The organism is Anaerococcus senegalensis JC48 (assembly GCF_000321005.1).
Taxonomy (GTDB): domain Bacteria; phylum Bacillota; class Clostridia; order Tissierellales; family Peptoniphilaceae; genus Anaerococcus; species Anaerococcus senegalensis.
This window is the reverse complement of the sequence record NZ_HE578908.1, coordinates 105,145-128,186: the sequence shown is the minus strand read 5'-3', so window position 1 is coordinate 128,186 and position 23,042 is coordinate 105,145. Positions and strand designations below refer to the sequence as shown.

Annotated in this window: 20 protein-coding genes and 1 other annotated feature; of the genes, 17 read left to right on the top strand and 3 right to left on the bottom strand. The window is 29.1% G+C overall.

The window, feature by feature from the left end; genetic code table 11:
- The first annotated feature begins 5 nt into the window (after positions 1-5).
- Genes tig through yihA form a run of 5 tightly spaced genes read left to right on the top strand, consistent with a single transcriptional unit; the run spans position 6 to position 6,138 of the window.
- Positions 6-1,340, top strand: a complete 1,335-nt coding sequence (tig, locus tag ASHG_RS07190) for a trigger factor (RefSeq protein WP_040398599.1) — start codon at positions 6-8, stop codon at positions 1,338-1,340.
- A 37-nt stretch (positions 1,341-1,377) separates the two neighbouring features.
- Positions 1,378-1,965, top strand: a complete 588-nt coding sequence (clpP, locus tag ASHG_RS07185; RefSeq protein ID WP_040398598.1) for an ATP-dependent Clp endopeptidase proteolytic subunit ClpP — start codon at positions 1,378-1,380, stop codon at positions 1,963-1,965.
- A gap of 4 nt (positions 1,966-1,969) precedes the next feature.
- A complete protein-coding gene (clpX, locus tag ASHG_RS07180; RefSeq protein ID WP_040398596.1) occupies positions 1,970-3,178 on the top strand; it encodes an ATP-dependent Clp protease ATP-binding subunit ClpX in 1,209 nt (402 codons plus the stop codon).
- A gap of 45 nt (positions 3,179-3,223) precedes the next feature.
- Positions 3,224-5,554 carry an endopeptidase La gene (gene lon / locus ASHG_RS07175; protein WP_040398595.1) on the top strand — a complete coding sequence of 777 codons (2,331 nt, stop codon included), beginning with the start codon at positions 3,224-3,226 and terminating at the stop codon, positions 5,552-5,554.
- Positions 5,551-6,138 (top strand): ribosome biogenesis GTP-binding protein YihA/YsxC, encoded by a 588-nt coding sequence (yihA, locus tag ASHG_RS07170; protein ID WP_040398593.1) that lies wholly within the window; start codon positions 5,551-5,553, stop codon positions 6,136-6,138. Before lon ends, yihA begins: the two co-directional genes overlap by 4 nt.
- A 75-nt stretch (positions 6,139-6,213) precedes the next feature.
- Here yihA and ASHG_RS07165 read toward each other — a convergent pair whose 3' ends face one another.
- Complete coding sequence (locus ASHG_RS07165; RefSeq protein WP_040398592.1) at positions 6,214-6,786, bottom strand: xanthine phosphoribosyltransferase; 573 nt, start codon at positions 6,784-6,786, stop codon at positions 6,214-6,216.
- 103 nt (positions 6,787-6,889) lie between these two features.
- Here ASHG_RS07165 and ASHG_RS07160 point away from each other — a divergent pair, with 103 nt between their 5' ends.
- The gene (locus tag ASHG_RS07160; protein WP_040398590.1) at positions 6,890-8,176 is read left to right on the top strand and encodes a M18 family aminopeptidase; all 1,287 of its coding nucleotides are present in this window, start codon (positions 6,890-6,892) and stop codon (positions 8,174-8,176) included.
- Positions 8,177-8,185: 9 nt separating this feature from the next.
- On the top strand, positions 8,186-8,485 hold the full coding sequence (locus ASHG_RS07155; RefSeq protein ID WP_004838072.1) for an MTH1187 family thiamine-binding protein: 300 nt from the start codon (positions 8,186-8,188) through the stop codon (positions 8,483-8,485).
- Positions 8,486-8,526: 41 nt separating this feature from the next.
- On the opposite strand, the gene ASHG_RS07150 is transcribed toward ASHG_RS07155, so the two are convergent.
- Positions 8,527-9,852, bottom strand: coding sequence for an NCS2 family permease (locus tag ASHG_RS07150; RefSeq protein ID WP_040398589.1), 1,326 nt, complete (start codon positions 9,850-9,852; stop codon positions 8,527-8,529).
- A gap of 98 nt (positions 9,853-9,950) precedes the next feature.
- On the opposite strand from ASHG_RS07150, the gene ASHG_RS07145 reads away from it, so the two are divergent.
- The 7 genes from ASHG_RS07145 to ASHG_RS07115 all read left to right on the top strand — a co-directional run bounded on the left by ASHG_RS07145 (position 9,951) and on the right by ASHG_RS07115 (position 18,965).
- A complete protein-coding gene (locus tag ASHG_RS07145; protein ID WP_040398588.1) occupies positions 9,951-11,204 on the top strand; it encodes a hemolysin family protein in 1,254 nt (417 codons plus the stop codon).
- A gap of 7 nt (positions 11,205-11,211) precedes the next feature.
- A complete protein-coding gene (locus tag ASHG_RS07140; protein ID WP_040398587.1) occupies positions 11,212-12,867 on the top strand; it encodes a putative manganese-dependent inorganic diphosphatase in 1,656 nt (551 codons plus the stop codon).
- Between the two features lie 242 nt (positions 12,868-13,109).
- Positions 13,110-14,120 carry a 3-deoxy-7-phosphoheptulonate synthase gene (gene aroF / locus ASHG_RS07135; RefSeq protein WP_040398586.1) on the top strand — a complete coding sequence of 337 codons (1,011 nt, stop codon included), beginning with the start codon at positions 13,110-13,112 and terminating at the stop codon, positions 14,118-14,120.
- A gap of 1 nt (position 14,121) precedes the next feature.
- Entirely contained in the window at positions 14,122-15,198 is a 1,077-nt protein-coding gene (gene aroC, locus ASHG_RS07130) for a chorismate synthase (protein ID WP_040398585.1), read from the top strand.
- Positions 15,191-16,201, top strand: a complete 1,011-nt coding sequence (locus ASHG_RS07125; RefSeq protein ID WP_040398584.1) for a prephenate dehydratase — start codon at positions 15,191-15,193, stop codon at positions 16,199-16,201. The genes aroC and ASHG_RS07125 overlap by 8 nt, the downstream gene beginning before the upstream one ends.
- Before the next feature lie 37 nt (positions 16,202-16,238).
- Positions 16,239-16,499: a binding site (T-box leader), on the top strand.
- Positions 16,500-16,551: 52 nt separating this feature from the next.
- On the top strand, positions 16,552-17,073 hold the full coding sequence (locus ASHG_RS07120) for a tryptophan transporter (protein ID WP_040398583.1): 522 nt from the start codon (positions 16,552-16,554) through the stop codon (positions 17,071-17,073).
- Positions 17,074-17,555: 482 nt separating this feature from the next.
- Entirely contained in the window at positions 17,556-18,965 is a 1,410-nt protein-coding gene (locus tag ASHG_RS07115; RefSeq protein ID WP_040398582.1) for an alanine/glycine:cation symporter family protein, read from the top strand.
- A 41-nt stretch (positions 18,966-19,006) separates the two neighbouring features.
- Here ASHG_RS07115 and ASHG_RS07110 read toward each other — a convergent pair whose 3' ends face one another.
- Positions 19,007-19,222, bottom strand: coding sequence for a DUF1858 domain-containing protein (locus tag ASHG_RS07110; protein ID WP_040398581.1), 216 nt, complete (start codon positions 19,220-19,222; stop codon positions 19,007-19,009).
- A gap of 97 nt (positions 19,223-19,319) precedes the next feature.
- Between ASHG_RS07110 and ASHG_RS07105 the strand changes: the two genes are divergently transcribed.
- The 3 genes from ASHG_RS07105 (at position 19,320) to ASHG_RS07095 (ending at position 22,952) form a co-directional block, all read left to right on the top strand.
- Positions 19,320-19,652: a hypothetical protein gene (locus tag ASHG_RS07105; protein WP_040398580.1), complete on the top strand. Its 333-nt coding sequence runs from the start codon at positions 19,320-19,322 to the stop codon at positions 19,650-19,652.
- 61 nt (positions 19,653-19,713) lie between these two features.
- On the top strand, positions 19,714-21,558 hold the full coding sequence (htpG, locus tag ASHG_RS07100) for a molecular chaperone HtpG (protein WP_040398578.1): 1,845 nt from the start codon (positions 19,714-19,716) through the stop codon (positions 21,556-21,558).
- A gap of 8 nt (positions 21,559-21,566) precedes the next feature.
- Entirely contained in the window at positions 21,567-22,952 is a 1,386-nt protein-coding gene (locus ASHG_RS07095; protein ID WP_040398577.1) for an aminopeptidase, read from the top strand.
- Positions 22,953-23,042 lie beyond the last annotated feature (90 nt).

The following is a 23,042-nucleotide window of genomic DNA, read 5'->3' as shown; positions in this document are numbered from 1 at the left end:
AAAAGATGACAGAATTAAAATCACATGAAAATAATATAGCAAAATTTGATCTTACAGTAGCTGCTGAAGATTTTCAAAAAGCAGTTGATAATGTATACAAAAAAAATAAATCTAAATATAGAGTAGATGGATTTAGAAAAGGAAAAGTTCCAAAAAGAGTTATTGAAAAAATGTACGGAGTAGAAGTATTCTACGATGAAGCAATTCAAGAAGTTTTCCCAGAACCTTATAATAAAGCAATTGATGAATTAAATCTTGAAGTAATCGACCAACCATCAGTTGATTTTGATGATATAGAAAAAGGAAAAGACGTAGTATTTAAAGTTGAAGTTGAAACAAAACCTCATCCAACACTTGGAGATTATTCTGAACTTGAAGTTACAGAAATTCCAACAGAAGTTACAGATGAAGATGTAGAACATGAACTTAAACACCAACAAGAAGAAAATGCAAGAATAATTCCTGTAGAAGATGGTGAAGCTAAAGATGGAGATACAGTAAACATCGACTTTGACGGTTTCCTTGATGGGGAAAGATTTGAAGGTGGAAAAGCTGAAAATTATGATTTAGTACTAGGATCAAAATCATTTGTAGGTGACTTTGAAAAACAAGTTGAAGGACACAAAGTTGGAGATAAATTTGATGTTAATGTAACTTTCCCTGAAGATTATCAAGCTAAAGAATTCCAAGGAAAAGATGCAAAATTTGAAGTAGAAATAAATTCAATTTCAAGAAAAGAACTTCCAGAAATTGATGATGAATTTGCAAAAGATATTTCAGAATTTGAAACCTTAGAAGAATTAAAAGAAGATACAAAGAAAAACCTTAAAGAAGATAAGGAAAAATCTGTAAAAACTCAAATTCAAAATGAAGCAATCAAAGCTTTAGTTGATAAATCTGAAGTAAGTGCACCAGATGCATTAGTAAATAGAGAAATTGATTTAGAAATGCAAAATCTTGATCAAAGATTACGTCAAATGGGAATTTCTCTACAACAATATATAGAAATGACAAAAATGGACATGTCTGCCATTAGAGATCAATATAGAGCTGTTGCAGAAGATAAAGTAAAAGCAAATCTTGTAATGGATGAAGTTGCTTTGAAAGAAAATGTAGAAGTAACAGATGAAGAAGTTGAAGCAGAAATTAAAGATGCTGCAAAACAATATGGAGTAGATGATTACGAAAAATTCAAAGAAATCTTCGAAAAGAATGTTTCTAGAGATACAGTTATTGAAAATGTTAAAAGAAGAAAAGCTGTAGAACTTCTAGAAAAAAATGTAAAATTAGTTCCTGCTAAAAAAGATTCAGAAGAAACTAAAGAAGAAAAAGAAGATTAGTAATAATCATAAACTCCAAAAAGGATAAGGAGATTTTATGAACGCAAAAAACTTTTTAGTTCCTACAGTTATAGAACAAACAAATAAAGGCGAACGTGCTTATGACATTTACTCAAGATTGTTAAAAGACAGGATTATATTTCTAACAGGTCCTGTAGAAGATGGGGTAAGTGATATTATTATTGCTCAACTTTTATTTTTGGAAAGCCAAGATCCTAATAAGGATATTCAATTTTATATAAATTCACCAGGTGGAGTAGTTACAGCTGGACTTGCAATTTATGACACAATGAATTATATAAAACCAGATGTATCTACAATTTGTATAGGACAAGCTGCATCAATGGGGGCAGTTTTGCTTTCATCTGGGGCAAAGGGAAAGAGATTTTCTCTTCCTAATTCAAATATCCTAATTCACCAACCATCGGGTGGAGCTCAAGGACAAGCTAGCGATATTCAAATTCAAGCTGAACAAATTTTAAAAATCAAAAAAAGATTAAATAAAATTTTATCAGATAATACAGGACAATCTATTGAAAAAATACAAAAAGATACAGACAGAGATTTTTCAATGGATGCTTATGAAGCAAAAGAATATGGATTAATAGATAAGGTAATTGAGTAAAAATATGAGTAAAATGGAATTTGAAGAAAATAGATGTTCCTTTTGTGGGAAAAGTGCTAACGAAGTTGATAGACTTATAGCAGGACCTGATGCATTTATTTGTAATGAATGTATAGATTTATGTGCGTCTATTATTGATAGGGAAAATTTAACTGAAAATAAAAATGTTGATATAGATCTTGCCACACCTAGTGAAATAAAAGAGTATCTAGATAGATATGTTATCCAACAAGAAATGGCAAAAAAAACTCTATCAGTATCAGTTTATAACCATTACAAAAGAATAAATTCAAATTATGATAACGATGATGAAGTTGAGCTTCAAAAATCAAATATTTTGATGCTTGGACCAACTGGATCTGGAAAAACTCTTCTAGCCCAAACTTTAGCCAGAAAATTAAATGTTCCATTTGCAATAGCAGATGCGACTAGTTTAACTGAAGCAGGTTATGTTGGAGAAGATGTTGAAAATATTATTTTGAAATTGGTACAAGCTGCAGATTATGATATAGAACTTGCCCAAACAGGAATAATTTATATAGATGAAATTGATAAAATAACTAGAAAAAGTGAAAATCCTTCTATAACTCGTGATGTAAGTGGAGAAGGAGTACAACAAGCACTTTTAAAACTTATTGAAGGAACAGTTGCAAATGTTCCTCCACAAGGTGGAAGAAAACACCCAAGCCAAGAATATATACAAGTTGACACTACAAATATTTTATTTATTGTTGGTGGGGCTTTTGATGGAATAAAAGACATAATCAAACAAAGAACCAACAAAAAATCAATTGGTTTTGGATCAGATGATATGGAAAATAAAGAAATTTCTTTAAAAGATGTATCAACAGAAGATCTTTTAAAATTTGGATTAATTCCAGAGTTTATTGGTAGAGTTCCAATAGTTGTTTCACTCGAAGATTTGGATGTAGATAGTCTTGTAAAAATTTTACAAGAGCCAAAAAATTCTTTATTAAAACAATATCAAAAATTATTTGAACTTGATGGAGTAAAATTAACTTTTGAGGATGAAGCTGTAAGAGAAATTGCTCAAAAAGCTTTCAAGCAAGAAACAGGAGCTAGAGGTCTTAGAACAATCCTTGAAGATTTACTTTTAGATGTAATGTATGAAATTCCATCAAAAGATCATATCAAAGAAGTTATTGTATCAAAAGGCGCTATAAAAGATAAGAAAAAATTAATATACAAATAAGAAAGGGAGACTTAGGGCTCCCTTTTTATAACACAAGGAGAAAAAATGAACTTTATCTATAAAACAGATAAAAAAGAATATCCAATGGTTCCAGTTAGAGGACTTTGGGCTTTTCCTGATACTGTAGTTCATTTTGATTGCCAAAGATCAGTTTCTAAAAAGGCTGTGGAAGATGCTTTATTAAATGAATCTGAAATTTTTTTGGTAAATCAAAAAGATATTTTGGAAGATAATCCTAAAAAAGAAGATATATATGACTACGGAACAGTTGCCAAAATAAAACAAACTTTTAATCTACAAAACGGAGAATTAAGAGTATTGATTGAGGCAAAATGTGTTGGGGAAGTTTTGGATGTAAAAATTGAAGATGGATTTTTTAAGGCAGAAGTAAAAGAATTTATTTTCGATGAGGAAGGTTTTGAAAGTAATGAAAATATTGATGCCTTAAAGAAAATGTTAATAGAAGATTTCAGGTCATATGTTTCTATAGATAATACAATTCCACCAGAAATTGCCTTTTCTTTAGTCGAAATTGACAATATTGACAAATTAGCAAATCTAATAACTTATTATTTACCACTAAGCCCTAAAGAAAATTATTCTATTTTAAAAGAATTTAATATAGAAGAAAAATTGATAAATCTTCATAAATTAATTCAAAAAGAAATTGAATTAAAAGATTTATCCAAAAAAATTGACGCTAAGGTTCAAGAAAATATTAATAAGGGACAAAAAGAGTACTATCTAAGAGAAAAATTAAATGCCGTAAAAGATGAATTAAATGATCTTACAGGAAAAGATTTAAATGAAGCTGATTCTTTTAGAAAAAAAATTAAAAAATTAAAAATAAACAAGGAAGATAAGGAAAGTTTACTAAAAAGTGTAGATAGACTTGAAATGATTCCAGAAATGAGTCCTGACTATGGGGTTATAACTTCCTATCTTGATTTTGTTTTGGGACTTCCTTGGTCCAAAAAATCAAAGGATAATCTTGATATTATCCATGCAAAAAAAGTTTTGAATGAAGACCATTATGGTCTTATGGAAGTTAAAGAAAGAATTTTAGAATCAATTGCTGTTAGAAAGAAAAAAGGAAATAATCAAGCGGCAGTGATTTGTCTTGCTGGTCCTCCAGGAGTTGGTAAAACTTCAATTGCAAAATCAATCGCTCGTGCCTTAAATCGTAAATTTATTTCAATGCGTCTTGGTGGAGTAACAGACGAATCAGAAATTAGAGGACATAGAAGAACATATGTTGGGGCTATGGCTGGAAGGATTATGTCAAATTTATCAAGGATAAAGGTAAAAAATCCTGTATTTTTGCTAGATGAAATTGATAAATTAGGTTCAGATTTTAGGGGAGATCCTTCATCAGCCCTACTAGAAGTCCTAGATCCTGAGCAAAATGATAAATTTATTGACCGTTATCTTGATATAGGCTTTGACTTATCAGAAGTATTTTTTATAACAACTGCAAATGATATTTCAAATATTCCTCCAGCACTTTTTGATAGGCTTGAAATTATACAAATTTCTGGTTACACTCAAAGAGAAAAAGAAGAAATTGCAAAAAGATATTTAATAAAAAAAGAAATGGAAAATAATGGACTTGATGATAATGATTTGAAAATTTCTGATTCAGTTATTGAAAAAATTATTAAGTCTTATACTAGAGAAGCAGGCGTTAGGTCTCTTGAAAGAAATATAGCAAAAATATGTAGACGCGCTGTAAAAGAAATTCTTGAAGGAAAGAAAAAAGTCAATGTTTCTATGAGAAATTATGAAAAATATCTTGGTAAAGAAAGATTTTTTGATGATCAAAGACTTAAAGAAGACAAGGTTGGAATTGCAAATGGACTTGCTTGGACTAAAGTTGGTGGAACAATTTTAAATATAGAAGTTAATGTTATGGATGGAAAAGGGGCAAATTTATTTACAGGAAGCCTTGGAGATGTAATGAAAGAGTCAGCCCAAGCTGCAATTTCATATTTAAGAAAACATGCGAAAGAATTAAAAATTGATCCTGATTTTTATAAAAATAAAGACATTCACGTTCATGTTCCAGAAGGAGCAACTCCTAAAGATGGTCCTTCAGCAGGAATTACAATGACAACTGCAATTGCATCTGCTCTTACAGGAAAAAAAGTAAGGAGTGATCTTGCAATGACTGGAGAAGTTACAATTACAGGAGAAGTTTTACCAATTGGTGGACTTAAAGAAAAAGCCCTAGCTGCTTTTTCTTATGATATAAAAAATGTAATTATTCCAAAAGAAAATGAAAGAGATATTGAAGATATAGACAAGGAAATAAGAGATAAAATTAACTTTATAAAAGTATCTAAAGTTTCGGAAGTTTTAAAGGAAGCCTTAATATGAAAATAAATAAAATAAATTTAGATCAAGTTGCAGGATTTATTTCTCAATTTCCAAATGATAATTTTGATGAAATTGCCTTTGCAGGAAGGTCTAATGTAGGAAAATCTTCTTTTATAAATTCATTTTTGGGTAAAAAAAATCTTGCAAAAACTTCTTCAAAACCTGGAAAAACAAAAACTATAAATTTTTATAAGATAAATGATAGATTTAGGCTAGTAGACCTACCAGGTTATGGCTACGCTAAAGTTTCAAAAAAAGAAAAAGAAAAATGGAATAATTTAATACATGACTATCTATATAATAGAGAAAATCTAAAGGAAGTTTTTCTATTAGTTGATATTAGACATGCTCCAACAAAACAAGATAAACAAATGTATGATTGGATAATAGATTCAGGCTTTACAGGCTTTGTTATTGCAACTAAATATGATAAAATACCTAAAACACACTTAAAAAAACACATAAAAGAAATAATGAAGACATTAAATATTAATGATGAGGGTTTGATATTTGCATATTCGTCAACCACATCTCACAATAAAAATGTCCTACTTGAACAAGTAGAAGTAATTATTAATGCATAAATTAAAAAGATTTCACTAGAATAAAGTGAAATCTTTTTTTGTAAAAAAATAAAAGATGACAAAAGCCATCTTATATTAGTCAATAAATTCTATATCTTTTCCGTCCATGTGAGAAATTCTTGCAAGAGAGTAAACATCTATACCCATTTCATCTAAAATTTTTCTTCCATCTTGGTATGATTTTTCAATTACTATTCCAAAACCAGCAACATTTGCACCAGCTTGTTTACAAATTGCAACCATTGCCTTTGCAGCTTGACCATTAGCTAAAAAGTCATCGATTAATAGCACATTTTCATCTTCATGCAAAAAGTCCTTACTTACAATAAGTCTTTTCATTTCTTCTTTTGTGTATGAATAACAAGTTGAAGAATATGTATTATCATCGGTTGTAAGAGATTTTTGTTTTCTTGCAAAAACTACATCACAATCTAAAATTAATCCAGTAATTACCGCTGGAGCAATTCCTGAAGATTCTACTGTTAAGATTTTATTAATATTTTTATCTTTAAAATGTTCAGCAAATTCTTCTCCCATTTCCTTTATTAAATTTGGTTTTATTTGGTGATTTAGAAATGAATCTACCTTTAAAATATCCTTGCCAAGAACTGTACCATGACTTAATATTATATCTTGTAATTTCTTCATTATAAATATCTACCTCCGTACTCTTTTTATTATTATAATGCAAAATTTATCTAAAAGTCAAAATTCGCTTTTATTAAAATCCTTTAAGGGTAATATATATTATATGAATAGAAATGAAATTATCAATGATTTAATAGAATTTATTGACAAAAGTCCGATAAATTATTTTGCGGTCCAAAATTCTATTGAAATTTTAGAAAAAAATGGTTTTAAAGAATTAAAAGAAAATGAAAAATGGAAACTTGAAAAATATGGTAAATATTTTGTAAGTCGTGATGATACGGCACTAATTGCTTTTAGCGTGGGAGATGATCCAAGAAAGGGGTTTGACATAATTGGATCTCATACAGATTCTCCAACTTTCAAAATAAAATCAAAGCCTGAAATGACTTCAAATGGTTTTTTAAAATTTAATGTAGAAGGATATGGAGGAATGATTGTTTCCTCTTGGTTTGATAGAGATTTGTCTTTGGCAGGAAAAGTTGTTTTTGAAGAAAATGGGGAATTTAAAACAAAGCTTTTAAAAATTGATAAAGATCTCTTGACAATTGCAAATTGTGCAATTCATATTAATAGGGATTTAAATTCAGGCTATAAATATAATATGCAAGATGAACTTTCTCCAATTATAAAAACAATCGAAGATGATTTTAAAAAAGAAGGATATTTGCAAAAATTATTGGCAAAAGAAATTGGAGTAGATGAAGAAAAAATTATAGATTTTGATTTGGCACTTTTTGATAGGCAAAAAGGATCTATTATGGGAAGTGATGATGAATTTATTCATATTGGAAGATTAGATAATCTTGCAAGTGTCCACCAATCACTTACAGCTTTAATTAATAGTAAAAACGAGAAATTTAATATGTGCGTATTAAATGACAATGAAGAAATTGGATCAGGCACAAGAACTGGAGCAAGCTCACCATTTTTGGACCAAATTATGGAAAGAATTGTGATGAATTTGGGTTATGATAGGGAGGATTATTTTATTGCCCTTGCAAATTCATATTTAATTTCAGCAGACCTTTCTCACTCAATTCATCCAAATTATCCAAATCTTTTTGATCAAACAAATAATACTAGGATAAATATGGGTATAGGAATAAAGGTAGCTTCTAATGGTGCTTATACAACAAATGTAGAAACTAGAGCAAGATTTTTAAAACATGCAAAAAATGTTGGAGCAAAAGTTCAAACTTTTCACAACAGATCAGATAAGGTCGGTGGCTCTACAATTGGTCCAATAGTTTCTTCAAAATCTGGAATAAAATCAATAGATGTCGGCACACCAATTCTTGCCATGCATTCAATAAGAGAGCTTGCTGGAGTTAAAGATCATATAGAAGCTATAAAAATATTTGAAGATTTTTACAATAAAAAATATTAGGAGGATATTATGGCAGTTATAGAATTAACAGTAGTACCAATAGGAACAAAAGAAACCTCAGTTTCAAAATATGTAGCAGGATGCGAAAAAGTTTTGAAAGAATACGAAGATTTGGAAGTAAGATTAAATCCAATGGGAACAGTAATTCACGGAGATATAGATAGAGCTTTTGAAGCAATCAGAGCTTGTCAAGAATCAGTTTTTAAAAATGGAGCTGATAGAGTTTACTCAGTAATAAAAATAGACGACAGACGAGATAAAAAAGCAAGCCTTGACCAAAAAATAAAATCAGTTGAAGATAAAATGTAAAAAAAAATCCCATCTTGATGATGGGATTTTTTGTGCCTATTTTATCCAAATAGTGGAAATATATATCTTAGTAAAAATACTAAGGCAAGTACATAAACAAGTGGTGAAACTTCTTTTCCTTTTCCTGTTAATAATTTTACGCTTGCGTATGAAATCATTCCAAATGCGATTCCTTCTGCAATTGAATAAGCAAATGGCATCATTATTATTGTCATAAATGCAGGGAATGATTCTGTAAAATCTCCAAAGTTTATATCAACAATTGAATCTATCATAAATAATCCTACCATTACAAGAGCTGCTGCAGTTGCTTGTGGTGGAATTATTGTAATAAGTGGATAGAAAAATATTGATAAGAAAAAGCAAAATCCTGCTGATAAAGCAGTTAATCCTGTTCTTCCGCCTTCTGCAACTCCAGTTGCACTTTCTACAAATGTAGTTACTGTTGATGTTCCCAAAAGTGCTCCAAGAGTTGTACCAATACTATCTGCAAAAAGTGCACGTCCAGCATTAGGTAACTCGCCATTTTTATCTAACATTTTTGCTTTTGTTGCAACTCCTGTAAGTGTTCCAACTGTATCAAATAAGTCTACAAATAAAAATGCAAATACAACAGAAAACATTTCAAATGAAAGCATTGATGAAAAATCTAATTTTAATGCAATTGGGCTAATTGATGGTGGTAATTGAATTATTCCACCTTCTGGAAGTTTGCTTACTCCTGTAAATAGGGCGATTATTGTAGAAATTACAATTCCAATTAATAAAGCTCCCTTTGTTTTTCTTGCAGTTAAAACTGCCATAATTAAAAGTCCTATAAAAAATATGAAACTTTCTTTGCTAACTAAATTACCAAGTCCAAGACCAATATCATTTTTTACAATTACTGTAGAATTTAATAAACCTATTAGAGCAATAAACAATCCAATTCCTACAGATACTGCTGTTTTTAAACTTCTTGGTATAGCATTAAAAATTGCTTCACGAACATTAAATATTGATAAAATAATAAAAACAATTCCTTCTATAAATACAGCTGCAAGAGCAAATTCCCAACTTTTTCCCATAGTCATTACGACTGTATAGGTGAAAAATGCGTTTAGTCCCATTCCAGATGAAAGAGCAAATGGAAGATTTGCATAAAATGCCATAATTAAAATTGCAATAATTGATGCTATAATTGTTGCAGTAAATACAGCTCCCTTATCCATTCCGGCATCACCCAAAATTTGAGGGTTTACTGCTAGAATATATGACATAGTCATAAATGTTGTTATTCCTGCCATAATCTCAGTTTTTACACTGGTTTTATTTTCTCTTAATTTGAAAAGTTTTTCGGCAAGTGATTCGTTCGAATTTTTTTCCATAATTCCTCCTTTTTTCGAGCATATTATATCATAATTACTTTAATTTATCACTTTATTTTTTTATAAATTTCTCATATAATGTATTCAAGGAGGAAGTTTTGACGACAAAAAATATAATTGAGTTAATTGTAATGATTTTTGGCATTTTATTTTCTGGATTTTTTTCATCATCAGAAACTGCTATTACTTCAATAAATAAATTTAAATTAAGGCAGCTTGAAGAAAAGAAAATTAAAAATGCAAAATTACTTAGAAAACTCGTTGATGATAGCCAAAACACTATTACAACAATACTTGTTGGAAATAATATTGTAAATATTCTAACAACAACTATTGCAACACTTTTTTTTACTGATATTTTTGGAGGAGCAGGAGCTGCTATTTCAACTGTAGTTGTTACAATTACAGTTTTAATTTTTGGAGAAATAACTCCAAAACTTGCAGCCCAAATTAATAGTGAAAAAATGGGACTTAGATTTGCAAAACCAATTTATATAATTTCATTAATTTTAAAACCATTAGTGTTTTTATTGGGTCTATTTACTAAGTATCTTACAAAAAAAATGTCAGGCGATTCAGTAAATAGTGATAAAGTAACAGAAGAAGATTTAAAAACTATAGTTGATGTTGGTGAAGAACAAGGAGTTATTAATAACGAAGAAAGTGAAATAATAAATAATGTTTTTGATTTTGGTGGATCTTTTGCATCAGATATTATGACTCCAAGAACAAATATGGAAGCTATATCAATAGATTCAACAAAAAAAGAACTTGATGACTTTTTAATTGAAAGTAAACATTCAAGAATTCCTGTTTATGGAGAAAGTATTGATAATATTGTGGGCGTTTTGCATATGAAAGATATAGTTACTTTTATTGCAGAAGGTAGAGAAGTTAGATTAAAAGATATGCTTAGACAAACTTTTTATGCCTATGAAAATATGAATATTATTGATCTTTTTAAGTCAATGAAAAAAATGAATGTTTCTCTTGCTATTGTTGTTGATGAATATGGTGGAACAGAAGGACTTGTTTCAATTGAAGATATTATTGAAGAACTTGTGGGAGATATTTATGATGAATATGATCCAGATGATGAAAAAGTCTACAAGGTTTCTGATAATGAATTTATAGTTGATGCAAGTATGCACATTAATGACTTCAATGATTATTTTAATAGAAATTTAAAAGAAGTTAAAAATGATTCTATTGGAGGTTTGGTAATAGATTATCTTAACCGTCTACCAAAAACTGGAGATGTTGTTAAAGTAAATGATATTACCTTGATTTGTGAAAAAGTTGAAAGGTACAAAATTAATTTATTAAGAGTTAAATTTAATATTGAAAGTTAGAGGTATTATGAAACAAACAGTTTATATTACAGGCCACAAAAATCCAGATACTGATTCTATTTGCTCAGCCCTTGCCTATGCAAATTTGAAAAATAGACTTGGTGATAATAAGGCTATTCCAATAAGACTTGGTCATGTTAATCAAGAAACTCAATTTGTGCTTGATTATTTTGGAGTAAAATCTCCAATGCACAAAGATTCAATGAAACTTCAAATAAAAGATATTGACTATGATAATTCTTATAATGTTGATGAATCACTTCCTATTAGAAATGCTTGGTCAATTATTCAAGAAAATAAATTAAATTCTTTATTCGTGGTTGATAATGATGAAAAATTAATAGGAGTTGCATCTTTATCAAACTTGACTCATTCTTATATGGAAGTTTGGGATGATAGAATTATTGGAAGAACTCATACTCCAATTGAAAATATTGTAGATATTTTATCTGCAAAACTAGTAGTTAATCCAAAAAATCCAAGACATTTTACAGGGAAAATGATGGTTTATGCTATGAATGAAAAAGATTCACCTGAAACTTCTTTAGTTGGTGATGGAGATTTGGTTATAACAGGAAATAGGCTTGAGGCGCAAGAATATCTTATAAAGAAAAATATTTCCTTAATTATTTTAACCAATGGATCTAATATGAAAGAAGAGCTCAAAAAAGAGGCCGAAAAAAATAATATAACAATTATTTCTACTGAATATGATACTTTTATGACAGCAAGACTTTTGCCTATGGCAGTTCCAATTGCAAATGTAATGAGTACAGAAAATTTGGTTTATTTTTCACCAGAAGATACAGTTGATACAGTTCGTGAGGTTATGGGAAAAACTAGATTTAGATCTTACCCAATTGTTGATGCAAGAGGAAGAGTTCTAGGTGCAATTTCTAGATATCATTTGATTTCTGACGAAAAGAAAAAATTGATTTTAGTTGACCATAACGAAAGAAATCAATCTGTGGATGATATTGATTATGCGGATATTATAGAAATAATTGACCATCACAGAGTTGCAAATGTTGTTACAAATCAACCTTTATTTTTTAGGGCAGAGCCAGTGGGTTCAACTGCAACTATTGTTTCAAAAATGTTTTTTGAATCAGGAATAAGACCAACAAAAGAAATAGCAGGTCTTCTTTCAGCTGCTATAATTTCTGATACACTTTTATTTAGATCACCAACTACAACTGAAACAGATAAAAGAGTATTAAATAGACTTTCAAAAATAGCAGATATAAATCCAGAAGAATTTGCCTTAAAAATGTTTAAGGCAGGAACAAGTCTAAAAAATAGGTCACCAGAAGATTTGATTGATGGAGATGTAAAAGCATTTACAATTGGTGATGATAAAATTAGGGTTGGACAAGTTATGACAATGAATCCAGAAGAACTTGATCCAATAAAAGATAAACTTACATCACTAATGAAAGAAAGAATAAATGCAAAAGGTGAAAATACTTTTGTTCTTGTACTTACAGATATTTTTAACCAAAAATCAGAGCTTTTGGTTGTTGGAAATTATTTGAGTGATATAGAAAATGTTTTTGGAAATAAGGTAGTAAATGGAACTATTTCAGCTCCAGGTGTTTTATCAAGAAAAAAACAAGTTATACCAAAATTAACAGAAGCTATCATGAATTCACATAATAATTAAAATTTACTGAGAAAAATTTTTGTGTTATAATATAAAAAATTTAAACTATTAGGAGAAAAAAGATGAAAAACTTAAATTTTGCACAATTTAGCTTTTACTTTTTTAACTTTACTTTAAAAAAAAGTAGGGCTATTTATCATGTGCAAAATTTTTAGACTATTTAAGTTTTTGAATTTTAGCTTCTTGGTAATAGCCAGGAAGCTTTTTTGATTGGAAAAGAATGTAAGAAGGAGCTTTGAAAGATGATTATAAAATTAAAAAATGGATCAAAAGAAGCTGAAATTAAGGCTTTAATAAATGAAATTGAAAAAATGGGGCTTAAAGTAAGTATGGCTGTTGGATCAAATACAACAATTTTAGGACTATTGGGAGATACTTCCAAAGTTTCAAAAGACGATATGAAATCAAAAAAGATTGTTGATGATGTAATAAGAATCCAAGAACCATACAAAAAAGCAAATAGAAAATTTCATCCAGAGGATACAATAATTACTTTAGAAAATGGAACACAAATTGGAGGGGGGTCTTTTGTTTATATGGCAGGTCCATGTTCTGTTGAAAGTGAAGAACAGGTAATTTCTATTGCCAAAAAAATAAAAAAATCTGGAGCTACAATTTTAAGAGGAGGAGCTTTCAAACCAAGAACAAGCCCATATTCCTTCCAAGGTTATGGAAAAAAAGCTATAGATTATCTTGTAAAAGCAAAAAAAGAAACAGGACTTGCCCTTGTTTCAGAAATTATGGAAATAAATCAATTAAAATATTTTGATGATATAGATATTTTGCAAGTTGGGGCAAGAAATATGCAAAACTTTGATCTATTAAAAGCTTTGGGCGAAACTGATAAACCAATTTTATTAAAAAGAGGTCTTGCTGCAACTTATGAAGAATTATTGATGGCAGCTGAATATATTATGAGTAGGGGAAATGCAAAAGTTATACTTTGTGAAAGAGGAATTAGAACTTTTGAAACTGCAACAAGAAATACTTTAGATGTTACAGCTATTCCTTTCTTACACGAAAAAACTCACCTTCCTGTAATTATTGATCCATCTCACGCAGCTGGAATTTCAAGATATGTAAAAGATCTGTCACTTTCTGCAGCAGCTGTTGGAGCTGATGGACTTATGATTGAAGTCCACGAAAATCCTGCAAAAGCATTTTCAGATGGTGCCCAATGCGTAGTGCCAGATGATTTTGACAAAATTTTAAAGGCAAGTAAAAAAATCCATGAATTAAGAAAGGAAATCTAAAATGGGTCAAAGCTTTGGAAAAAATTTAAAAGTTACTATTTTTGGATCAAGCCACCAAGAATATATGGGAGTGGTAATTGATAATATAAAACCTGGTTTTGAAATTGATATGGAAAAACTTGATGACTTTATGCAAAGAAGAGCTCCGGGAAAATCAAAATTTACCACAAAAAGAAAAGAAAGTGATAAGGTGAATTTTATTTCTGGCCTAAGAGGAAATAAAATAATTTCAAAAACTATAACAGCCCTTATAAAAAATACAAATTTTAAATCTAATGATTACGATAATATAAATGATATTCCAAGGCCATCTCACGCAGACTATACAAGTTTTATAAAATACGGAAAAGATATGGATATGAATGGGGGAGGGCCATTTTCTGGAAGACTCACTGTTCCATTTTGTCTTGCTGGAGGAATTGCAAAACAAATTTTAGAAGAAAAAAATATAAAAATTTCATCAAGAATTAAAAATATTGGTGGAATTTCTGATATAAATCTTGATTTGGCAAAGCCTCCAATGAAGGATTTAGAAAAAATTTCTTATAAAGAAATACCTGTTTTAGAAGAAAAAAAGGAAGCGGAAATAAGAAAATTATTGGAAGATGTTAGAAAAAAAGGAGATTCTATAGGTGGAATCTGCCAAGTTTTTGGAGAAAATATACCAAAGGGATTGGGAGAACCTATATTTGATTCATTTGAGGCAAAAATATCCTATCTTTCTTTTGGAATTCCTGGACTTAGGTCAATCTCTTTTGGCGAGGGCCTAAATTCTATAAGTATGAGAGGATCAGCCCACAACGACCAATTCGAGCTTGAAAATGGTAAGGTAAAAACTAGAACCAATAATGCAGGAGGTATTGTAGGAGGAATTACAAATGGCATGCCTGTAGTTTTTGATTTGATTTTTAAACCAACACCATCAATATCTTTATGTCAAAAATCATTTTCTATAAGGGATAAAAAAGAAAAACATCTAATAATAGAAGGCCGTCATGATCCTTGTTTTGCTCTTAGGACTCTTCCAATTGGAGAATCTGTTCTAGCCCTTACAGTTTTGGATTATTTATATGAATAAAGATTATTTACTTAAAAATTTAAAAAATGAGAAAATAGAACTTGAAGATTTAAAAAATCTTGATAGATATTTAAAAGAAAAATATAGTAGATTTTTATCAAAAAAATATGATGGAAATTTTTCGAAATTTCTGGAGAAAAAAATTATAAGAGAAAATTTTCCCAAAAATGCAAAAGTCGGTCTAGGTGGAGCAAAAGGATCTTATGCTGACCAAGTAGGTCATATTATTTTTCCAAAAGGTGATATAAAATACTTTAAAAGATTTGACCAAATTTTGGATGCTATTGATGAAAATACTTGTGAATTTGGAATTCTTCCCTTAGAAAATTCTTCCTATGGATCAGTAAAAGAAGTTTATAATTTGATGCTTGATAGAAATTTTTATATTTTGGGAAGTTATAAACTCAATATTAATCATTATTTACTAGGAAATTCTTTTTCAAAAATTTCTGACATTAAAGAAGTTTATTCTCATCCTCAAGCTTTGGGTCAATGTAGAAAATATATAATTGAGCATGGATTTATCCAAAATGAATATTATAATACGGCCCTTAGCGCAAAATTTGTTAAAGAAAAAAATGATAAAAATATTGCAGCAATAGGATCAAAATTTTGTGCAAATATTTATGGCCTAAATATTCTTGATGAAAACATACAAAATGTTTCAAATAATTACACCAGATTTATAATTGTAGGCAAAGACTTAAAAATATATGAAAAAGCAGATAAAATTTCTGTAAGATTAAAGGCTCTTGATAGGCCGGGGTCTTTGTATAATATTGTGGAAAAATTTAAAATATTGGATGTAAATATGACAAAATTAGAATCATCTCCAATTCCAGGTTCTGACTTTGAATTTATTTTTTATTTTGATTTTGAAGGATCTATTAAAGAGAAAAAAATAAAAATATTATTAGATTTTTTAAAGGAAAATGCTAGAGATTTTGAATTTATAGGCTCCTACATAGACTTTAGCAAGATAGTTGACAAAAATACAAATTAACTATATAATCAAAATAACTTATAAGTTAAAAAATAAAAAGAAAACTTTGATCAGAGGTAAGTAAGTTTTACAAATCTTTTATAGAGAGCTTATGTGTGGTGGAAATAAGCAAAGATCTAAAACTGAATGGATCTGAGAGTGCTCGGGTGAAAATAGTAGTCTAAGCCGTCTTCCCACGTTATAGGGATATGATATGAAATTATTTTAAATTAGTATCAGAATAAAGATGTGTATTATTTATTAAAATTTATTTTACATAAAAAGGATGGCACCGCGAATTTAACCATTTGCTCCTTCATGGAGCAGGTGGTTTTTTTATTGGAAAAATTTAAAAATTTAGGAGAAAAATAATGAAAACAAGATCAATAACAGAAGCCGCAATTTTACTTGCTATAGGAACAATACTTCATTTAATACCAGGATTTGTAGGGATGGTAAAACCTGATTTTATGTTGGTATGCATATTTACAATTATAATTTTAAATAAGGATTTTAAAACTGCCCTTGCAGTAGGAATAGCTGGGGGGATTTTGGCAGGAATGACAACAAGCGCACCTGGAGGATTTTTGCCAAATTTTGTAGATAAAATTATTTCATCCTTACTTGTATATGTGGCTGTTAAATTTTTTGAAAAAATAAATATGGAAAATAATTTTTCAGTAGGATTTTTATATTTTATAGGAACAGTAATTTCTGGATTTGTATTTTTATCCTTGATGAACCAAGCAGGAGCTCTTCCTGAAAGTATGGGATTAGGATTTATGTTTCTTAGCTTAGTTATATCAACAGCTGGAATAAATATATTTGTAGGATTATTTTTTTATAAGATAATGAATATGTATAATAGAAAAGTAGCAAGAACCATAGCATAATCAAGGAGAAATCCAAGATTTATAGCGTAGACAAAACCCTCAAGCACGAATATCTGACTCCAAAAATTGTTGATTTCTAAATTTCAAAATTCTAAAATCGCAAACTCGCTAACGCGAGGACAGATAAATAGCTTAAAATTGTGCCAGTGGCACGATTTTAATATTTATCCCTCGGAGTAAAACGAAGAAATAAAATTTAATTGAATTTAATTTATTTAACAAATAATCATAGCTTTAAAATTTAGAGTGCGATTTTTTAACGAATTTTTAAATTTGAAATCAAATCAATTTTTCCGTATGATATTATTAGCATGAAGATTTGTATACTTTGTCAACAGTCTGAATCAAGGAGAAATCCTTAATTTTTTTATGCCATAAAATTTATTTTAATAAAAAAAGTTATAAATTATTATTTTATTTTTCAAAAAAAAGTTTATAATAATAAGAATAAAAGTATATATATTAGAAAGAAGGATTTTCCTATGGATAAAATTATAAAAATAAATAGTGAGCTGAGCGATTTTTTGTGGGGCTATCCTATGATTGTTGCTCTTCTTTTTGGGGGACTTGTTTTAGTTTTTAGGTCAAATTTTTGGGTCTTTAAGAATTTTTCCTATATTTTCAAAAATACTTTTGGAAGACTTGTTAAGGATTCAAAATCGGATGAAAATTCAATTTCTCCTTTTGAGGCAGTTTCTACGGCTCTAGCAGGTACTATTGGGGCTGGAAATATTGTAGGAGTTGCAACAGCAATTGGTTTTGGTGGGCCTGGTGCTATTTTTTGGATGTGGATTGCAAGTTTTGTTTGCATGACTACAAAAATGGTTGAGGTTACAATGGCGGTTGCGACAAGAGTTTCGGATGATGATGGGAAATATATTGGTGGGCCCATGTATTATATTGAAAAAGGAGCTGGATCAAAATTTTTGGCAAAAGTTTTTTCATTTTTTGCTTTTATAGCAATTATTGGAACGGGAGCTTTGGTTCAATCAAATTCTATTTCTGAATCATTAAATGCAATGACTGGATTAAATATTCATATAGGTGGAATTTTGATTGTAATTTTTATGATTTTGGTTGTTATTGGTGGTATAAAAAGAATTGGAGCTTTTGCGTCAAAAATCGTACCAATAATGTCAGTTTTTTATATTGTTGGCTGTCTTTTAATTCTTATTTTACAAATCGAAAGTTTACTACCTGCTTTTAAAGAAATTATTTTTTGTGCCTTTTCTGGAAAATCTATTGCAGGAGGGGCAACTGGTTCTGCAATTTTACTTTCTATAAGATGGGGACTTGCTAGAGGGATTTTTTCAAATGAAGCAGGACTTGGTACTGCTCCAATGGCACATGCAACAAGTCATACAGATCATCCAATTAGACAAGGAATGTGGGGAGCGATTGAAGTTTTTATTTCTTCAATGATTATTTGTACAATGACAGCTCTTGTAATTATAACTAGTGATTTATATAAAATTAAGGGACTTGAAGGAGCAGCCCTAACAGCAGCATCTTTTTCAAAAACACTTCCATTTGGAAAATATATAGTTTCTCTTGCCTTAATTTTATTTGCCTTTACAACAGCAGTTTCTTGGTGCTATTACGGCCAAAGATGTGTAAAATATTTGACAGGATCTACAAAGATATCTGAAATATTTAAATATGCTTATATTGGTTTTTGTTATATAGGATCAATTGGTGGTTTAAAATTTGCTTGGTCTGTGGCTGATACTGCAAATGCCCTAATGGTAATTCCAAATATAATTGCCCTAATCATAATGAGTGGAACATTTAGAAAAATACTAAAAGATTTTGATAAGTATAAGGATTCTAAAAAAAGAGGAAATTATACTTGGACTTATGATAATAAATGGGAAAAATATTTTGAAAAATAAAAAAAGACTTTTGCAAAAGTATTTGCAAAAGTCTTTTTCAATTATTTATTTAATTGTTCAAGCAAGAAATCTGGGTCTACTCCATGAACCATGCAAGCTTCATCAAGTGTTTCATATAATGATGAAGGACAAGCTATACAGCCCATTCCGATTGAAAGGAAAGTATTAATTGATTCTGGTTTTGCTTGAATTATATCACCGATTAACATATCATGTGTAATTTCAACTTTTTCTTTTTTTCTTTCTTCTAAAGCCATAAAATCCTCCTTATGTCTAAGAACTATTTTACTATAATAGATATTAAAAATCAAAGTAAATTACTAGGAATTAGGGTACAATTAAGGTGGTGATAATATGAATGAAAAAAATTTAGAAAAAATAATGACTTTAAGGAAAAAACTAGAAGAATTGGACCAGGATTTGAATAAAATTAAAAATAAAAATTCATTTTTTAAATTTTTCCTAAAATCTTTAGTCTTATCTTTTATTTTTTTACTTATAAGTAAATATATAAATTTAAAAGACGAATCTAAAATTATGATTTTTGTTGGTGTTTTTGTTCTTTCAAATATTTTTCAAATAATTTTTACTTCTAAAAAACAAAAGGAAGAAATTGAAAAAATAAATAAAGAGCAAATAAAGATTCAAGCGAAAATTTTTAGTCTTGTAAAAGAGTCAAGTAATTGAAATAAGCTTCGAATTAAGTATAATATTAGCAGTCAAAGACTTGAAGTGCTAAGGAGGATTTATGAAAAGAGAATTTAAAGCAGAAGCCAAAAAAGTTATGGATTTGATGATAAATTCAATCTATACAAACAAGGATATTTTTCTTAGAGAATTAATATCAAACGGCTCAGATGCTATTGATAAATTATATTATAAAGATTTAAAATCAGATAAAAATGTTGATAAGAAAGATTATTATATTGAAATTATTCCAAATAAAGAAAAAAGATCTATAACAATCAGAGATACTGGAATTGGAATGGATGAAAAAGATTTGGAAGAAAATCTTGGAACTATTGCAAAATCTGGTACTGAAATTTTTAAAAAAGATATCAAGGGTGAAGATTTAAATAATCTTATTGGTCAATTTGGGGTTGGATTTTATTCAGCCTTTATGGTTAGTGATAAAATCATTGTAAATAGTAAAAAAGATGACCAAGCTTATAAGTGGATTAGTGAAAATGCCCAAGGATATGAGATTGAAAAATCCGATAAAAATAATCAAGGTACAGACATTACTCTATTTTTAAAGGAAAATTCTGATGATGAAAATTATGATATTTATCTTGATCAATACAAGATAAAAGAACTTATTAGAAAATATTCAAACTACATCAGATATCCAATAAAAATGGAAGTTACAAAATCTAGAAAAACAGAAGATTCTACAGACGAAGATCCAAAATATGAAGATTACAGTGAAGTAGAAGTTTTAAATTCTGAAATTCCAATTTGGAAAAAATCAAAAAAAGATTTAACTGATGATGACTATATAAATTTCTACAAAGATCAAGGATATGGATTTGATGATCCACTTTCATGGCTATATTTAAATATTGAAGGAACTGTAGAATTTAAGGCGATAATTTATATTCCAAGAAAAGCACCTTATGATTTTTATTCTAAAGATTATCAAAAAGGATTAGAACTTTATTCATCAGGAGTAAAAATAAAAGACAGACACGAAGATTTGTTAGATGATGAGTTTGCCTTTGCCAAGGGAGTTGTTGAAAGTGACGATATATCTTTAAATATTTCTAGAGAAACTCTTCAAGAAACTAGAGAATTAAGATTTATTGCCAAACAAATTAACAATAAAATAAAATCTCATCTTTTAGATATGATGAAAAATGATAGGGAAAAATATCAAATATTTTTCAAAGAGTTTGGTAACAATATAAAGGGTGCCATTTATGAATCTTATGGGGCAAAAAAAGATAGATTAGAAGATCTTTTGTTGTTTAATTCTTACAGAGAAGATAAGATGATTTCATTGAAAGAATATAAGGATAAGATGAAATCTACTGATGAAAATATTCTTTATACAGTTGGAGAAAACTTAGAAAAAATAAAAAATTCTCCAGCCTTAAAATCAATAGGTGATGATAAGGATGTATTATTGCTTGATGAAAAATTGGATGAATTTTTAATAAAAATGCTAAATTCATACAAGGATATTGCCTTTAAATCAATAAATCAAGTTGATGAAAATGAAGAAGAAAATGAAGAAAACAAGGATCTTATTGAAAAAATAAAAGAAATTTTACCTGAAGAAGTTGTTGATATAAAAATTTCCAAAAATTTATCAGATGATGTAATTTCAATGATAAAACAAAAAGGAGATGTATCAATTGAGATGGAAAAAACTTTAAAATCTCAAGTAAATGCTCCAGACATCAAGGCGGAGAAAGTATTAGAAATCAACAAAAATTCAAAAGCATATACTTTGCTTGAAAGAGACTTGCAAGAAAATCCAGATGAATTTAAAATGATAGTAAATATATTATTTGACCAAGCAAAACTTATTGAAGGATTGGAAATTGAAAATCCTCTTGAGTATGCAAAAAATATTTGGAAATTAATTTAGGAGAAAAAATGATAGAGTACAAAAGAAAAAATGTATGGGAAAATTTATCTTTAGACCAGGAAAAAGAATTAGAAAGTCTATCAAAAGATTATATGGATTTTCTAGATAAGGCAAAAACAGAAAGACTTGCCGCAAAAGAGATAGTAAAATATGCAAAGAATGCAGGATATGTTGACCTTGATGAAAAAATAAAGTCTGGAAAAATAAATCCTGGTGATAAAATTTATGCTCTTAATAAAAATAAGGCTGTAGTTATGTTTCACATAGGAGATGAAGATTTGGAAAAGGGACTATCAATTGTTGGAGGACATATTGATTCACCAAGACTTGATTTAAAACCAGTTCCATTAACAGAAGAAAATGGTCTTTCATATTTAAAAACTCATTATTATGGGGGAGTAAAGAAATATAATTGGACAAATATGCCCCTTGCTCTTCATGGAGTAGTCTTTACAAAAAATGGAGAAAAAGTAGAAATTTCTCTTGGAGAAAGGGATGATGAGCCAGTATTTTATATTTCTGAACTTCTAATTCACCTATCCAAAAAATTAATGACAAAACCTGCAGAAGAAGTTGTAACAGGAGAACAATTATCAATAATTGTGGGAAATAGACCACTTTTAGATGAAAAAGAAAATCCTGTAAAGAAAAATATTTTAAAAATATTGAATGAAAAATACGGCATCGAAGAAGAAGATTTCATAACTGCTGAACTTGAAGTAGTTCCTGCAGGAAAAGCAAGAGAAGTTGGTTTTGATAGGTCAATGATTGCATCTCACGGTCATGATGATAGAGTTTGTTCATACGCAGCTTTGAGAGCTTTGCTTGATATAAAAGAAACTAAAAAAACTTTGGTAGGACTTTTTGTTGATAAAGAAGAAATTGGATCAGTAGGCGCTACAGGTATGACTTCACAATTTTTTGAAAATACCCTACTAGAAATAATGAATTTAAAAGAAGAATTTAATTTAATTAAATTCAAAAGAGCCTTGAGAAATTCAAAAGTTTTATCAGCTGATGTAACCTTAGCAGAAGATCCAAACTTTAAAGATGCAACAGAAAGTCAAAATTCAGCTCAAATTTCTCATGGGGTTGCCCTTACAAAATATACAGGTTCTGGTGGAAAAGGCGGATCAAACGATGCTGATGCAGAATATTTATCACAAGTTAGACTTGCCTTTGACAAAGATGGAGTAATTTTTCAAACAGGAGAGCTAGGAAAAGTTGATCAAGGTGGTGGAGGAACAATAGCTTATATTCTTGCAGAATATGGAATGGATGTAGTTGATTGTGGAACACCAGTAATTTCTATGCATGCTCCAATAGAATTGATTTCAAAGGCAGATTTTTATTCTACATTTACAGCCTACAGGGCCTTTTATAAAAATATTTGACAAGAATTTTAATCTAGCGTATAATATTATGCTAATTTGACTTATCCACAATTTCATAGTATAATAGATACAAATGCATGGAAGGTGGGT

Excerpts from the sequence above, each read along its gene's own strand:
- tig (WP_040398599.1), top strand. The coding sequence starts at position 6 with ATGACAGAATTAAAATCACATGAAAATAATATAGCAAAATTTGATCTT.
- clpP (WP_040398598.1), top strand. The coding sequence starts at position 1,378 with ATGAACGCAAAAAACTTTTTAGTTCCTACAGTTATAGAACAAACAAAT.
- clpX (WP_040398596.1), top strand. The coding sequence starts at position 1,970 with ATGAGTAAAATGGAATTTGAAGAAAATAGATGTTCCTTTTGTGGGAAA.
- lon (WP_040398595.1), top strand. The coding sequence starts at position 3,224 with ATGAACTTTATCTATAAAACAGATAAAAAAGAATATCCAATGGTTCCA.
- yihA (WP_040398593.1), top strand. The coding sequence starts at position 5,551 with ATGAAAATAAATAAAATAAATTTAGATCAAGTTGCAGGATTTATTTCT.
- ASHG_RS07165 (WP_040398592.1), bottom strand. The coding sequence starts at position 6,786 with ATGAAGAAATTACAAGATATAATATTAAGTCATGGTACAGTTCTTGGC.
- ASHG_RS07160 (WP_040398590.1), top strand. The coding sequence starts at position 6,890 with ATGAATAGAAATGAAATTATCAATGATTTAATAGAATTTATTGACAAA.
- ASHG_RS07155 (WP_004838072.1), top strand. The coding sequence starts at position 8,186 with ATGGCAGTTATAGAATTAACAGTAGTACCAATAGGAACAAAAGAAACC.
- ASHG_RS07150 (WP_040398589.1), bottom strand. The coding sequence starts at position 9,852 with ATGGAAAAAAATTCGAACGAATCACTTGCCGAAAAACTTTTCAAATTA.
- ASHG_RS07140 (WP_040398587.1), top strand. The coding sequence starts at position 11,212 with ATGAAACAAACAGTTTATATTACAGGCCACAAAAATCCAGATACTGAT.
- aroF (WP_040398586.1), top strand. The coding sequence starts at position 13,110 with ATGATTATAAAATTAAAAAATGGATCAAAAGAAGCTGAAATTAAGGCT.
- aroC (WP_040398585.1), top strand. The coding sequence starts at position 14,122 with ATGGGTCAAAGCTTTGGAAAAAATTTAAAAGTTACTATTTTTGGATCA.
- ASHG_RS07125 (WP_040398584.1), top strand. The coding sequence starts at position 15,191 with ATGAATAAAGATTATTTACTTAAAAATTTAAAAAATGAGAAAATAGAA.
- ASHG_RS07120 (WP_040398583.1), top strand. The coding sequence starts at position 16,552 with ATGAAAACAAGATCAATAACAGAAGCCGCAATTTTACTTGCTATAGGA.
- ASHG_RS07115 (WP_040398582.1), top strand. The coding sequence starts at position 17,556 with ATGGATAAAATTATAAAAATAAATAGTGAGCTGAGCGATTTTTTGTGG.
- ASHG_RS07110 (WP_040398581.1), bottom strand. The coding sequence starts at position 19,222 with ATGGCTTTAGAAGAAAGAAAAAAAGAAAAAGTTGAAATTACACATGAT.
- ASHG_RS07105 (WP_040398580.1), top strand. The coding sequence starts at position 19,320 with ATGAATGAAAAAAATTTAGAAAAAATAATGACTTTAAGGAAAAAACTA.
- htpG (WP_040398578.1), top strand. The coding sequence starts at position 19,714 with ATGAAAAGAGAATTTAAAGCAGAAGCCAAAAAAGTTATGGATTTGATG.
- ASHG_RS07095 (WP_040398577.1), top strand. The coding sequence starts at position 21,567 with ATGATAGAGTACAAAAGAAAAAATGTATGGGAAAATTTATCTTTAGAC.